This is a genomic window from Sphingobacterium multivorum, from assembly GCF_039511225.1.
Lineage (GTDB): Bacteria > Bacteroidota > Bacteroidia > Sphingobacteriales > Sphingobacteriaceae > Sphingobacterium.
Map to the genome: position 1 here is coordinate 4,575,949 of NZ_CP154261.1, position 14,058 is coordinate 4,590,006.

General features: G+C 42.0%; 12 protein-coding genes. 8 read left to right on the plus strand and 4 right to left on the minus strand.

The window, feature by feature from the left end:
• The first annotated feature begins 115 nt into the window (after positions 1-115).
• Positions 116-592 carry an OsmC family protein gene (locus tag AAH582_RS19030; protein WP_286753334.1) on the plus strand — a complete coding sequence of 159 codons (477 nt, stop codon included), beginning with the start codon at positions 116-118 and terminating at the stop codon, positions 590-592.
• An 83-nt stretch (positions 593-675) separates the two neighbouring features.
• Here the strand turns inward: AAH582_RS19030 and AAH582_RS19035 are convergent, their stop codons facing one another.
• Together AAH582_RS19035 and AAH582_RS19040 are read right to left on the minus strand one after the other, a co-directional pair.
• Positions 676-1,371, minus strand: coding sequence for a LytR/AlgR family response regulator transcription factor (locus AAH582_RS19035; RefSeq protein ID WP_046675045.1), 696 nt, complete (start codon positions 1,369-1,371; stop codon positions 676-678).
• 3 nt (positions 1,372-1,374) lie between these two features.
• Entirely contained in the window at positions 1,375-2,385 is a 1,011-nt protein-coding gene (locus AAH582_RS19040; protein ID WP_046675044.1) for a sensor histidine kinase, read from the minus strand.
• Between the two features lie 171 nt (positions 2,386-2,556).
• Between AAH582_RS19040 and AAH582_RS19045 the strand changes: the two genes are divergently transcribed.
• Genes AAH582_RS19045 through AAH582_RS19055 form a run of 3 tightly spaced genes read left to right on the plus strand, consistent with a single transcriptional unit; the run spans position 2,557 to position 8,365 of the window.
• Positions 2,557-3,945 (plus strand): TolC family protein, encoded by a 1,389-nt coding sequence (locus AAH582_RS19045; protein WP_343319681.1) that lies wholly within the window; start codon positions 2,557-2,559, stop codon positions 3,943-3,945.
• 10 nt (positions 3,946-3,955) lie between these two features.
• Positions 3,956-7,246 (plus strand): efflux RND transporter permease subunit, encoded by a 3,291-nt coding sequence (locus AAH582_RS19050; RefSeq protein WP_343319683.1) that lies wholly within the window; start codon positions 3,956-3,958, stop codon positions 7,244-7,246.
• A gap of 21 nt (positions 7,247-7,267) precedes the next feature.
• Entirely contained in the window at positions 7,268-8,365 is a 1,098-nt protein-coding gene (locus tag AAH582_RS19055; RefSeq protein ID WP_286842222.1) for an efflux RND transporter periplasmic adaptor subunit, read from the plus strand.
• Positions 8,366-8,449: 84 nt separating this feature from the next.
• Here AAH582_RS19055 and AAH582_RS19060 read toward each other — a convergent pair whose 3' ends face one another.
• Both AAH582_RS19060 and AAH582_RS19065 read right to left on the minus strand, forming a co-directional pair.
• The gene (locus AAH582_RS19060; RefSeq protein WP_286753330.1) at positions 8,450-9,490 is read right to left on the minus strand and encodes a linear amide C-N hydrolase; all 1,041 of its coding nucleotides are present in this window, start codon (positions 9,488-9,490) and stop codon (positions 8,450-8,452) included.
• Positions 9,491-9,664: 174 nt separating this feature from the next.
• On the minus strand, positions 9,665-10,498 hold the full coding sequence (locus AAH582_RS19065) for a hypothetical protein (protein WP_343319685.1): 834 nt from the start codon (positions 10,496-10,498) through the stop codon (positions 9,665-9,667).
• A 497-nt stretch (positions 10,499-10,995) separates the two neighbouring features.
• Between AAH582_RS19065 and AAH582_RS19070 the strand changes: the two genes are divergently transcribed.
• The 4 genes from AAH582_RS19070 to AAH582_RS19085 all read left to right on the plus strand — a co-directional run bounded on the left by AAH582_RS19070 (position 10,996) and on the right by AAH582_RS19085 (position 14,056).
• Complete coding sequence (locus AAH582_RS19070) at positions 10,996-11,781, plus strand: methyltransferase domain-containing protein (RefSeq protein WP_343319687.1); 786 nt, start codon at positions 10,996-10,998, stop codon at positions 11,779-11,781.
• Entirely contained in the window at positions 11,762-12,583 is an 822-nt protein-coding gene (locus tag AAH582_RS19075) for an alpha/beta fold hydrolase (RefSeq protein WP_343319690.1), read from the plus strand. The genes AAH582_RS19070 and AAH582_RS19075 overlap by 20 nt, the downstream gene beginning before the upstream one ends.
• A 73-nt stretch (positions 12,584-12,656) precedes the next feature.
• Positions 12,657-13,580 carry a Dyp-type peroxidase gene (locus AAH582_RS19080; protein WP_343319693.1) on the plus strand — a complete coding sequence of 308 codons (924 nt, stop codon included), beginning with the start codon at positions 12,657-12,659 and terminating at the stop codon, positions 13,578-13,580.
• A 113-nt stretch (positions 13,581-13,693) separates the two neighbouring features.
• Entirely contained in the window at positions 13,694-14,056 is a 363-nt protein-coding gene (locus AAH582_RS19085; RefSeq protein ID WP_046675035.1) for a DUF4180 domain-containing protein, read from the plus strand.
• Positions 14,057-14,058 lie beyond the last annotated feature (2 nt).

The window sequence follows — 14,058 nt, forward strand, 5'->3', positions numbered from 1 at the left end:
ACATAATGTGAAAGTCAATTCTACCCAAAAGACATTGCGCTTATGTTGAGGATAAAGGGATATTCTTTAACTTGCTTACAGATTAGCACCAACAGCGTCAAACGATTATTTTCAAATGAAACAACATAACTACACAGCCACAATTGCGTGGACAGGAAATCGCGGCAGCGGAACCGATCATTATAAAAACTACGAAAGAAGCCACCGCATTCGTATTGACGGCAAAGCTGAGATTGAAGGTTCTTCGGATCCAGCGTTTCTGGGAGACCCCAGCAAGCACAATCCCGAAGAATTATTGCTTGCATCCCTATCCTCTTGCCATATGTTATGGTACCTTCATTTCTGCTCCGTCAATAAAATTATTGTAGAAGAATATGTAGACCACGCAACGGCGATCATGCTTGAAGAAGAAAGTGGAAAGGGCTATTTTAAAGAAGTTACGCTAAATCCTTCAGTCCGGGTAAAAGATTCTACGATGATTGCACAGGCCATTGAATTGCACAAAAAAGCAAGTGAATATTGTTTTATTGCCAATTCAGTCAACTTTCCGGTATTGCACAAGCCCAACGTCAGTATCAGCACATCCAGCTAAATGAATAAACTTTCTTCTTCAAATGATATGCTGTGAATTGACAAGAACGGCGATACCTGATCGAATTACTTCATAGCTTGGCGCTATTTATTGGCTAACCGCTCCTGCAATTCCCGACGAAAAGTTATACCGACAGGTAAAGACGTATTATTGATCTGCACCATGCCATGCTCATATTTGATCACCTTATTGATCGAAGCAATGTAGGATTTGTGGATACGGACAAACTTTGATGCTGGCACCTGTGTGAGAATTTGTTGGGTGGTGCTTGCTGTTAAAAAAGTTTGTCCCGGGGTAACAATTTTTACGTAATTGCCAAAGCTCTGAATAAAATCAATCTGCGATAATTTAACCTCAATAATACGACCATCCATGCGTATACTAATCGATTTGGGTTCTTCTTCCTGAGGTGACAGGACCGTATTATACGACAAAAAACGTTGAACAGCCTTAAAAAAACGGGGGAATGAAATAGGTTTTAATAAATAATCGACAACGCCATAGTCATAACTCTCCAATGCGTATTCGGAATAGGCTGTTGTCAAAATCGTTTTGGGTGGATTATCCAGCATCTTCAAAAACTCCATCCCATTAATTTCGGGCATTTCAATATCCAGGAAGATTAAATCTACTTTGTTCTCCCGAAGAAACTCCAATGCCTCAAAAGCATTATAACATTGAGCAACTAACTGTAGATCAGTACTTCTTTCAATATAATTTACCAGAACATAATGCGCGGCAGGTTCATCATCAACCACGATACAGCTTTTTTTATTCATTGTTTAAAGATTGATAACCAATGACACCTCATACTCTTCTTTCTTGGAATTTGTCGTTAGTTTATACCGATTAGGATACAAAAGCTTCAATCGAGCCACTGTATTTTCCAAACCTATTTTTGCTGAAAACACATTCCTTTTCTTGACCGGAACAGAATTTCGGACATGCAAATATAAGTTCCCTTTTTCAATCTTGATTGAAATATGTACAAAACAATCTTCAATACTGCAGGTTCCGTGTTTAAAAGCATTTTCCACAAAAGTAATCAATAACATTGGCGCTATCTGATAATTGATATCTTCCTCTTTTTGATAGTCAAATTCAATTTTTGTTCGGTATCCTAATCGTTCGCGCTCCAGTTCGATATAACTTGAGATAAAATCGATCTCATCATCCATCGCAACAAATTCCCGATCACTGCTCTCCATCTGATAACGAAGCAGCTGGGAAACTTTGATGATCAATTCGGATGTGCGTTCCGGATACTTCAAATTAATGCCATAGATGGTATTCAACGTATTGAATAGGAAATGTGGATTGAGCTGTTTTTTCAAATGCGATAACTGCGTCTGATTCGAAAGCAGTTCACGTCGCGTCTTCACCCGTTGGAAGCGGTAAAATTCTATAAATTGAATACTGCCCAATATGCAGATCAAGGATCCCAACAATACACCAAACTGATAATGGAACGTTTTCTGAACCAGATTCTTGTAGAGAAAACAATTCTTGTAAATGACGTTATCCGTCAGCTCTTTTAATATCAGTGCAAAAATCAGCAGCGTTGCCACCGAAGCCAGAATATACAACAGGGGTTTATTCTTTTTAAGCAGTAATGGCAATAGAAAAAAGCGATTTAGTTGCGCATGTGCATAAAGGATCAGGAAATAGAGCACCCCCATCAAAAATCCCTTCCAACTCAGGATCAAAATCCAGTCGTTCAACGTAAAGAGGATAAACGAAAAGATCAATAGGACGACTTCCTGTATCATCTTGTTCTCCAAAACCTTTCTCATAATCCTTTTTTTTGTTAAAATTCTGTTACAAAGTAAGAGTTTTAAGTTTATAACAGCAGAAAAATAAATGACGAATTAAATTGGTCACTTTTAAACACGATAGATCATTTAAAAGGGGCCTTACAGCCTAGCTCATCGCTATCTTCGTGTCCATAAAATGATAGATAACCTATGCTGAAATTGAATTTAGTGCTGTCATTGGCTGTGTCACTTGCGACATCCTCCTCCTTCGCTCAGACGCTTACACTGCGCGACGCCGTAGAACAGGGTCTTGCAAATTATGGAAATATCAAGGCAAAGGAATATTATCTCCAGTCTTCCCTGCAGACCAATGAACAAGTCAAACGCGACTTTTGGCCCAATCTGAACATCGTAGCGCAACAGGACTTTGGAACAGTCAATGGACAAAATGGTCCACTGTATGGATTTGGCGGACTAGGGGTAGCTTCTTCAGGAGCCGCTCTTCCCGAACAAAATTGGAATGCCGCATTTGGCGCGCTTTACTTAGCCAACGTCAATTGGGACATTTACACCTTTGGACGAAAAAAAGAACGGATCGAATTGGCCAAATCTGATACCAAACGACTACAGGCCGATCTCGGCCAGGAACAGTTCCAGCATAAAGTCAAGATTGCTGCAGCTTACCTCAATTTATTGGCGAGTCAGCGCTTGGAAAAAAATCAACAGATGAACCTCGACCGTGCACTGGTATTTTTAAATATCGCTGCCACGAAAGTAAAAAACGGCATATTGCCCGGCGTAGATTCAACGCTAGCTTCTGCCGAAGTCTCACGTGCAAAGATCAGCCTCAACCAGGCCAGCGAAAATGTTAAAGAGCAAAACAACAAATTAACAGTACTGATGGGAATACCAGCAAAAAACCTGCAAATAGATACCTTGCTCGTCCAGAAAACACCAGTACAGCTAACTCCCCTTTCAGACAACTTGATTGAAAGTAATCCTATTCTGCAATTTTATAAAAGTAAAATTGAATTGGGTGAACAACAATTAAAATTATCAACCAAAGAATATCTTCCCACTGTAAGCGCCTTTGGTGTTTTTCAGACAAGAGGATCAGGTTTTAAGAGCGACTACATTACGGATCTACAAGCTTATAGCACAAATTATTGGCAAGGCGTTCGTCCCAGTAGGCAAAATTATCTCTTGGGATTGGGCATAAACTGGAATCTGACTTCTATTGCACGCATTAATAAAAAAATCAGTGCACAGCGCTTTACGAATGATGCCCTAAGAGAAGAATACCAAACCGCCGAAGCCCAATTGGCAGCACAGCTGGATGCTGCTGATGTTAAAATTCGATTGGCCCGAAAAAGTGATTTAGAAGCTCCCCGACAAGTGTCGGCAGCCCAGCAAGCTTACAATCAAAAAATGACGATGTATAAAAACGGCCTAGCTACGCTTGTCGACGTTACACAGACCCTTTATACACTCAATAGAGCCGAGACCGATCGTGAGATCGTCCACATCAACCTTTGGCAGTCGCTTTTATTAAAAGCCGCAGCTGCGGGAGATTTTGATATTTTCAACAAAGAACTATAAATAACATTACATGAATTTAATACGTTTTGCCTTACGCAAACCGATATCCATCCTCGTACTCGTATTGGGACTTATTGTCTTTGGCATAGGTGCCGTTCGATCGATCAAGGTGGATATCCTGCCAAAAATGAACCTTCCGGTTATTTATATTGCCCATCCATTTGGTGGCTATTCGCCAGATCAAATGGAATCTTATTTTGCTAAAAACTACGTTAATATCCTTCTTTTTGCCAATGGGGTCAAATCTATTGAGACCAAGAATATTCAGGGTCTGACCTTAATGAAAGTATCGTATTACGAAGACACCAACATGGCACAGGCTGCAGCCGAACTAAGTGCCTTGGCCAATCGGATCCAAGCCTCATTTCCTCCTGGCTCACAACCGCCTTTCATTATTCGTTTTGATGCCTCGTCACTTCCTGTAGGTCAACTGGTATTGAGCAGTAACAAACGATCTAATAATGAACTGCAAGATCTGGCCAACGTCTATGTCCGGGCATCGTTTACGTCAATCCCCGGCTTATTGTCGCCCCCTCCTTTTGGAGGAAGTCCACGTACAATTGAGGTCAACGTTGACCCTGATTTGATGCGGAGCCACAATATGACGCCCGACCAAGTCGTAGAAGCGTTGAGACTAAACAATCAAACCGCCCCGGCAGGAAACGTGCGTATTCAGGATAAAAACTACATTACGCCGACCAATAATACCATTAAAGATGTCAAAGATTTTGAAAAAATCCCGCTTTTTAAAGGTGGGGTACAAAATCTTTACCTTGGAGATATCGCTACGGTAAAGGACGGAGCTGATGTTACTGCAGGCTACGCCTTGGTCAACGGCAAGCGCTCCGTATACGTCAGTATTGCCAAAGCTGGCGATGCCTCCACATGGGAAGTCGTCCAGAACTTAAAAGCAGCTTTACCAAAAATTCAGGAGAATTTGCCCGACGACGTCAAGTTATCGTATGAATTTGATCAATCCGTTTATGTCATCAATTCGGTAAAGAGTTTGATTACCGAAGGTGCCATCGGAGCTATCCTGACCGGACTTATGGTGCTCCTATTTTTAGGTGATCGAAGAGCCGCGCTGATCGTTATCCTGACCATACCGATATCCGTGATATCCGGAGTGCTCTTTCTGAAACTCTTCGGGCAGACCATCAACCTCATGTCCCTCAGCGGACTAGCCCTGGCTATTGGTATCTTGGTCGACGAAAGTACGGTAACGATCGAGAATATACACCAGCATCTGGATATGGGTAAACCCAAAGCCTTGGCTATCTGGGATGCCTGTAAGGAGATCGCCTTACCAAAATTATTGATCCTGCTCTGTATATTAGCCGTATTTGCACCTGCATTTACCATGACGGGAATTCCGGGCTCGCTATTTCTTCCCTTGGCCCTGTCCATTGGATTTTCGATGATCATATCCTTTCTTCTTTCGCAGACATTCGTTCCCATCATGGCAAACTGGTTTATGAAAGATCATGCCCATAAGGCTCCACATGCGACCAAATCCGAGGGTTTAAATGCAGATGAAGCCCAGTTTGCAGCATCTGGACTGACCGTAGAATCCGAACAGGATACCTTGAATCAGAAGAAACTATTGGTGGAACGTGACGACTTTAACAACGATGGAAAGATCAGTATTTTTGAACGGTTCAGAAACAGATTCATGAAAATGATCGATCGCTTGTTCAAAAGAAAGAAAACCATTACGGTGATCTATCTGCTTGGAGCGCTAAGTCTTGTTGTCATTTTACTTTCCACGATAGGCCAGGATGTATTTCCGAAAGTCAACTCCAGCCAGTTTCAAATGCGCCTTCGTGCCGCTGAAGGTACACGTATCGAACGCACCGAAGAAAAAGCAAAACTGGCGCTGGCCGAACTGGAAAAACTGGTTGGCAAAGAACATATCAGCATATCTTCTGTCTATATCGGTCAGCACCCGGGGCAGTTTTCAGTATCGCCGATCTATCTTTTCATGGCCGGTCCACATGAAGCTGTTTTCCAAATAGCACTGAAAGACTACCATCATGATATGGACAGTTTCCGTGATGAATACCGAAAACGCCTGAAAGCAGCAGTTCCCGATGTACAGGTATCCTTTGAACCGATCGAACTTACGGATAAAGTATTAAGCCAGGGGTCGCCTACCCCTATTGAAGTTCGGATAGCAGGAAAAAACAAAAAGAACAACGAAAAGTACGCCGGAAAATTGATCGAGGAACTAAAAGCCATCCCTTACTTTAGAGATGTACAATTAGCACAATCCATTAAATATCCTTCGTACGATATTAAAATAGATCGCATTAGAGCTGCACAATTGGGTATCGATCTCAGCGAAGTAACACGATCGCTCATCGCGTCCACCTCATCTTCGCGTTATACCGAAAAAAACACCTGGATCGATGAAAAAGCAGGACTCTCGTATAATGTCCAAGTTCAGGTTCCCATCGATAAAATGAAAGATGAGAAAGAAATCGGTGAAATCCCTTTATTGAAAAATTCGGCGCGGCCAATACTGAGCGACGTTGCAACCATCACACCGTCCTTCACTTATGGAGAAAATGACAATTTGGGCGCGATGCCCTATGTATCAGTTACAGCAAATATTGATCATACCGATTTGAAAACAGCCTCCAAAGATGTAAAACGTAGTATCAAAGCCCTTGGTGAACTCCCGCGTGGATTATCCATGGAGCAAATAGGCCTCGGAAAAGTATTGGAAGAAACCATGAGCAGCCTTGAATCTGGTTTGGCTGTAGCCATTATCGTTATATTCCTGATGCTATCAGCCAATTTCCAATCGTTCAAAGTTTCTATGGTTGTACTCACCACAGTTCCTGCGGTGGTGCTGGGGTCATTACTTCTATTGTTGTTAACCGGATCTACCCTCAACTTACAATCCTACATGGGGATTATCATGTCGGTGGGTGTATCCATTGCGAACGCTGTTCTACTCATCACCAATGCCGAACATATCCGTCGGCATCATGGAGATGCGCTGGCTGCAGCTCGTGAGGCAGCATCCTTACGGCTTAGACCCATTATCATGACCAGTTTGGCCATGATTGTAGGCATGCTCCCTATGGCCATTGGCCATGGCGAAGGTGGTGAACAAGTTTCACCACTCGGTAGAGCCGTCATTGGCGGATTACTATTTTCGACATTTGCCGTACTCGTCATCTTACCGCTCATATTTGCTTGGGCGCAAGAAAAAAGCAGTACACAATCGATCTCATTAGATCCTGAAGACAAAGAAAGTAAACACTATATTGCCGCATTAAAACCCTTATCGTAAAAGCAGTATAATCTATAAAATATGAAAAATAATTTGTTCAAAATATTATCTATCGCCGGCCTGATCGCATCCTTAACAGGATGCCATTCGGCAGCCGAGGAAAATGTCAAAAAAGAAAGTCCCGAAGCTGCAGCTCCGGCAATGGAGACATTTGTACCTTCCAAACAGAAATTAACCAATAAAATGCAGATCCCTGGGGAAATCACGGGATTCCAGCAGGTCGAAATTTACGCCAAGGTCAGCAGCTATGTCAAAAGCCTCAATGTGGACATCGGCAGTAAAGTGCATGCAGGCCAGTTGTTGGCTGTCTTGGAAGCTCCCGAATTGAGTTCACAGCTATCTGCTGCAAAATCGCGGCTCAAATCGCAAGAAGCAGTTTATATGGCTACAAAGAGCACTTACGATAGACTCTTCGAAACCAGCAAGGTGGAAGGAACTGTGGCTAGACTCGATCTTGAGGTTGCTGAGTCAAAAAAGAATGCTGATTTTGCCCAGTACCAAGCCGCTAAATCAGCCTATGCAGAAGTACAAAACCTCTTGAATTATTTGGAAATCAGAGCACCCTTCGACGGTGTCATCGCAACAAGAAATGTCAATCAAGGCGCCTATGTTGGTCCAGCTGGCCGTGGTTCGGAAATGCCCATCATGACCATTCAACAACAACGTAAACTCCGGTTAGCCGTTGCTGTTCCAGAACAATATTCGGGTTTTCTAGCTGAAAACCAGCCCTTGCAATTTACCGTCAAATCATTGCCTGGACAAACCTTCTCCGGTAAGATCGCACGCAAATCGGGTGCCTTGGACAGTAGATTAAGATCCGAACGGGTAGAAATTGATATTAACAATACCGACAACAAGCTATTGCCCGGCATGGTTGCAGAGGTCGAATTACCTTTAACATCGCAAGACAGTACTTTCGTTGTGCCAAAATCAGCGGTATTTACTTCGGGCGAAGGAAGTTTTGTGATTGCTGTCGTTGCTGGCAAAACCCAACGTATCCCTGTACAGAAAGGACGCAGCATCGATGGTCAGATCGAAATATTTGGTGACGTAAAACAAGATACTAAATTGGTCAGCAAAGCGGATGAAGAGATTATAGACGGAACCTCAGTCAACTAGGACATCTCCTACATCCTAAACAAAAGAAAGACCGAACCCATTACAACTGGGTTCGGTCTTTCTAATTTATTCGGTCTTTCTAATTTAAATACCCATAAATTTAAAGGGTTGGGCAGCCTTAAACAGCGTATTTGAAATGCCATTTATTGCCATCCCTTGCTTCATATCCAACTTCATCGTTGGAGCACCTTTCTTTAAATCAAATTTAGCCAGATCCACCCACAACGTTCCCGGAACCAATACATTCTCAAAATAATAGACTTTATTCTTCTGATCAGCTACAGATCGCCACCGCGTAGAGGAAATATTGGGCTCCGTTTCGGAACTTATTCCAAATGGAACGGAACAGTTTCTGATCACACTGAAAACGCTCGCAACAGAAAGCCGCAAATCATCGGTCTGCGGAATCGCATTAATGTAATAAGAAGCCCTCACAAAACGATCAGCAGCGCGGTTTGTTCCCGGAAGCATAATAGTTCCCGGAATTCCTTGCCAATACCTGTTTAGCGCAAGTTGATCTTCGAAGACAGGAGAATTTGTCATGACGGTATAAGCCGCATCGTGATGAATAACCAATTTCCCGTTGATGTATTCAAATATAGCGTTATCGCCTGTGGCATCTGAAAGCGATAAATGCACCGTCGTAAATTTGGTAGTGCCCGGGATATAATCACTTACAATCACAAATGGTTCATCCTTTAAGGCAGATACGGCTTCATTGACGGTCGCAAAATTATCCAAAACATATTGGGCCCAAGCCGAGATTGCAAGACCTTTTTTTGGTCCTGCTGGATCAAATTTAGGATAAGTAGATTCGACAAGCCAGAGTACATTGGCCACTAATCCCTTTTCATTTAAACCATCGACCGTAGCAATGTCCCACGCACTGGAAACAACACTACCATATTGTGAAGTCCACTGCAATGACTGCGGCCCTACCTCCCCGCTTCTTGCTACGCCGCGCGGAAATACCCATAAATTGGCCGCGATATCGTCTCTCCAGTCCATACTTCTAGCTGTGATAACGGTCTGATTAGGTCCTTTATAAACAACGCGTGTACAGGATCGACCTTCGTTAGCAACAAAAAGAAAGACGATCAACATAAATTGTGCAAGATACTTCATATGTATAGATTTTTTTAATAAGTGATACAGCTTTTTTGCCTTTGAGGACAAAAGGAATCTAATATCTTAAACAATAATTCGAACTTATTGTTTGTCTAAGCTGTGCCGGATTAAATCATGCCGGTTACAGCTTAGACGAGCATAACCTACAGCCGTAGTAGATGGCTTTGGGTACTATTCAGTTACTTTCGGGTCAATTGCTGCGGCCGCTGCAGTTAATGCTAAGGCACCCCCAACGATCATAGCCTCCTGTCCTTTTTTTTCCTTAACAGCCAACACGTCTCCGCGCCTATTATACAGTTCTAGAATATTATTAAGTGCTACTGCACCGGTCTGCCAAAGCTGGGCTGCATAAAATTTTTGCTCCGTAGTTTTAACAATAGCTTTACCATCTTCTAAAATCGAATAAGTCAAATAGCTACGTAAACTGTAAGGTGAATCAGCACCTTCAAATCGGGCAAGTTTTACCGCAAAACTTTCGCCACTCATATCATACATATACACTTTTTCTTTTTGGGCTGATCGTACAATGGATTTAACATCGTTTTTAAAATCAAAATAATGCCCATCCACATAGGCATGCGGTGGGATAAGTACCACATCTTTAGGCAAATTTACCGACCCCGTGATATAACCGTTCACCCAAGTTTCGTTGAATATAGTGGATTTACCGGCGTTTATATCGGAAACCGAAGCATTCATCTTTCCATTAAAAGCAGCTTGTTCAGCAGAATAGCTTTGCGTTTTACCATTAATAACCATAGCCGAACTCTTAAGATCCCATAAAATCGGTTTATCGATTTTATTTTCTATCCGAAGGTAAATTCGACCATCTCTGTCGGCGAAGGAATAATCAATCTGTACCGTATCATTTTTAAATGAAAACGTTCCCTTGTCTTCATCTTTTTTTACGTTCTCCCCATTGAACGTCATGAGATAGTTGGAAGAACAGGCTGAAAGAAAAACAGCACAATACATTAGCAGGAGAACTTTACATACTTTTCGCATAATATCAGGATATCTTTGTGTAATTACACAGCACCAGTGCTGTTGTATAACAATATAAAAAACTATTATTAAAAAAACAGCGAACCGCCATAAAATAATTTCCTAATTAGGGTATTAATCGCAAAGTATCGCTGTTGCTATAAAATAGAAAATGATCCTTATAAAGCAGTAAAAGATCTTCTTTTATCGCCCGATACAGGTTTGAAATTGCTTAACATCAGTTCCGATAATAACAGGGATATTACAGGGGGTTAACAGGGGTATAACAGGGGTTTAGCAGGGGTAAAACCCCTGTTAAACCCTTGTTAATACCTTGCAAAAAGACTATTATACCCTTCTTAATGGAAAATATGGTATTCGATTGATCGTAATCATAAACAAAGCAAGGAATATTCTCAACTGTTGGTCAGATTAGCGCGACAAAAACGATTAAACGAATAGAAGTTTTTTTAACCGGAAGGCAAAAGCTATATTTACAGTCAACTAAACCCAATTCAATGAAAGAGAAATTTATCGACAGAAAGGATCAACAAGCAAATAAGATATTTGAAAGAAGAACACTTTCCTCCGATTACAGAACGATTATTCCCTTACTGTCTCCTGGCATGGAAATCTTGGATGTGGGCTGTGGTACCGGAACACTCACGAATGAGGTCGCGACTTATATCGGTGACGGAACCATAATCGGGCTCGATAATACACAGTCCTTTATAGATAGTGGCAATGAACTATACGGCAACACCAAAAATCTGAACTTGGTCTGCAGCAATATTTTTGATTATCAACCTCAACATCCGTTCGACCTGATTATAACGGCGCGCACCATGCAATGGTTAAGTGATATTCCCAGAGCATTAGGCTTATTTAAATCCTGGTTAAAACCTGGCGGACAAATCTCTATTTTAGACTACAATCATACCGCCATTGAATGGACCCCCGCTCCGCCAGAAAGCATGCGCACATTTTACCGCACTTTCCTGCAATGGAGAGCAGATGCAGGGATGAACAATCGTGTTGCTGATGAGGTCGCGGCATTGCTCCAGGAAGCAGGTTTCCATTCGGTTCAGGTTATCAATGCCGATCAGACCTACAAAAAAGGAGAAGCTAACTTTGATACCAATCTGGCCATCTGGAACAAAGTCGCCCAGTCGCGACAAATGGTTACGGAAGGGTATATCTCGGACGAACTTCGCTTACAGGCTATCGCAGAATACAGCCAATGGATCGAAACAGAAGCGACAAGCATGACACTTAAAATGAACGATGTACGGGCTAAAGTATAATCTCCTTTTATCCGTTTTCCTCCTACTGACACTCCCCGGGCTGGCCGTAAAAGCACAGCTCAGGGATACCATGATCAATGTAGGTAACCACAACCTTCATTTCACTTTAATGGAAGGAAAAGGTATCCCCATTGTCTTTGAATCTGGAGCGGGAAATGATGCTTCCGTTTGGAGAAAGCTATTGGAACCCCTGTCCAGCAAATTGGGCGCACCATTAATTACTTATGACCGGGCGGGCTTTGGGAAAAGTGAAATAGACACCGTTAACATTAGCTTGACAAATGAAGTAAAGGATCTTAAAACTGCCTTGCAGCAATTGGGCTATCGTGATCGGTACTTTTTTGTTGCCCATTCCTTCGGTGGTAACTATACGATGAAATTTATAACGACCCATCCTGGTCAGGTTGTTGGCACAGTAATGATCGATATTGTCTCCCCTTATCTCATGACCATGGAGCGATCCAAATCATTGAAGAGCGAATATGCCAGTGAGCTTGATCACATCAAAAAAGAAAGCCTAGGGTTCTATCACCTCGTTTTAAACTACGAAGCGTCAACGGCTGTTTTACATGAGGTTGCAGGAAAAATCAATGTCCCTATGACTGTCATTGGCTCAGGAAAATCACCTTTTGAAGAACCCGATCGCAGTTTATTTATTGCTGCCCTTAAAAAATTTGCAGATCAAAAAAACAATAGACGTTATCTTTTGGCTCAAAATGCGGAGCATCATGTCTTTTATGACGAACCGGATTTAGTTATTGATGAAATCGTCAAACTATATCAAAAAACCGCATTCGAGTAATCAAAAAGTCTATCCGTACAACCGATTTTATTTGTAGCTTAGCAAGGCTGTACAACACACAACAACTTATCTTATGGATCATCAGGCCCAAAATGTCATCGATACACCGAGCAACAATACGGTGTTTATGGTATGGAATTTCCACGAAAATGGGATCGTCAAGGATGTCTTCCAACGCTTATGTGCATTGGTTGTCAATCTCAACAATTCGGCGCAGGTACGTTCAAATCTTGTGAAAGCAAGCGTGGTATTGGGCATAAGCCACCATGCCTGGAAAAAGCTTGAACTCAACGAACCTATGCCAAAGGAATTGGTTCCTTTCGAACCTATCATCGGTCAAAAACATATTGCTGTGGCTACCCCCGGCGATGTACATTTCCATATTCGCGCTTATGAAAAAAGCTATTGCATTGACATGGCGACCGAAATAGCAGCCTTATTAAGTCCCGTTGCGGATTGCAAGGAGGAAGTTCATGGGTTCAGATATTGGGATGGCCGAAGTATCTTGGGCTTCGTCGACGGAACGGAAAATCCCCTTGGTGAGGATCGTGCTTTCTTTGGTATCGTAGGTGATGAGGATGCAGCCTATAAGGGTGGAAGCTATTTATTTGTACAAAAATATATTCATGACATGAATGCCTGGCGTTCTTTACCCGTCGCCGATCAGGAAAAGGTCATCGGCAGAAGCAAAGCAAACGATATTGAGATGGGCGACGATGAAAAACCGGCCAATTCTCATTCGGCCCTGGCCAATGTCGGTGACGATTTAAAGATTGTTCGCGACAATATGCCTTTTGGGCAAATCGCAACAAATGAAATGGGAACCTACTTTATCGCTTACGCCAGCACATTCAGTACCGTACAATTGATGCTGAACAGAATGTTTATTGGTGAACCCGAAGGAAATTACGATAGAATACTAGACTTTAGTACAGCACATACCGGCTCCCTGTTCTTCTGTCCAACAATCAATATGCTGAAAGAATTTGCAGGTTAAAACCTATTTATCCGCTATCTCGGATCATTTTCAACAGCATATCCCAACGAAGTGCAATGGATCATGGAATCTGGTCCCACAAATATATTTTTCAAACGACACAACAAAAAAAAATGGAAATCACTATTATTCAGCTAGGTGACGAAAACATTGCTGAAGTTAAAGGTTCAGGCGTATTTATCCATAATCTCGATGATGGTCTACAGATTATGGTCGACTGTGGCGCGCAAGAAGCATACAAAGCAATTATTTATCAAGAGAACATCACAGACGATTTCTTCGAACTTAAAACAAAACTTGCCGGTGAAATACTTCAAAAATATACGCAGTACGGCTTTGACATTGCCATCGTTGGCGATTTCTCCAAATACAACAGCAAAAGTTTAAACGATTTTATCTACGAAAGCAATAAATCAAAAAAAATCAATTTTGTAGGTACGCGTGAAGAAGCGATAGCCAGATTTTCAAAACGTTAAAC

Excerpts from the sequence above, each read along its gene's own strand:
- AAH582_RS19030 (WP_286753334.1), top strand. The coding sequence starts at position 116 with ATGAAACAACATAACTACACAGCCACAATTGCGTGGACAGGAAATCGC.
- AAH582_RS19035 (WP_046675045.1), bottom strand. The coding sequence starts at position 1,371 with ATGAATAAAAAAAGCTGTATCGTGGTTGATGATGAACCTGCCGCGCAT.
- AAH582_RS19040 (WP_046675044.1), bottom strand. The coding sequence starts at position 2,385 with ATGAGAAAGGTTTTGGAGAACAAGATGATACAGGAAGTCGTCCTATTG.
- AAH582_RS19075 (WP_343319690.1), top strand. The coding sequence starts at position 11,762 with ATGTACGGGCTAAAGTATAATCTCCTTTTATCCGTTTTCCTCCTACTG.
- AAH582_RS19085 (WP_046675035.1), top strand. The coding sequence starts at position 13,694 with ATGGAAATCACTATTATTCAGCTAGGTGACGAAAACATTGCTGAAGTT.
- AAH582_RS19045 (WP_343319681.1), top strand. The coding sequence starts at position 2,557 with ATGCTGAAATTGAATTTAGTGCTGTCATTGGCTGTGTCACTTGCGACA.
- AAH582_RS19080 (WP_343319693.1), top strand. The coding sequence starts at position 12,657 with ATGGATCATCAGGCCCAAAATGTCATCGATACACCGAGCAACAATACG.
- AAH582_RS19060 (WP_286753330.1), bottom strand. The coding sequence starts at position 9,490 with ATGAAGTATCTTGCACAATTTATGTTGATCGTCTTTCTTTTTGTTGCT.
- AAH582_RS19050 (WP_343319683.1), top strand. The coding sequence starts at position 3,956 with ATGAATTTAATACGTTTTGCCTTACGCAAACCGATATCCATCCTCGTA.
- AAH582_RS19055 (WP_286842222.1), top strand. The coding sequence starts at position 7,268 with ATGAAAAATAATTTGTTCAAAATATTATCTATCGCCGGCCTGATCGCA.
- AAH582_RS19070 (WP_343319687.1), top strand. The coding sequence starts at position 10,996 with ATGAAAGAGAAATTTATCGACAGAAAGGATCAACAAGCAAATAAGATA.
- AAH582_RS19065 (WP_343319685.1), bottom strand. The coding sequence starts at position 10,498 with ATGCGAAAAGTATGTAAAGTTCTCCTGCTAATGTATTGTGCTGTTTTT.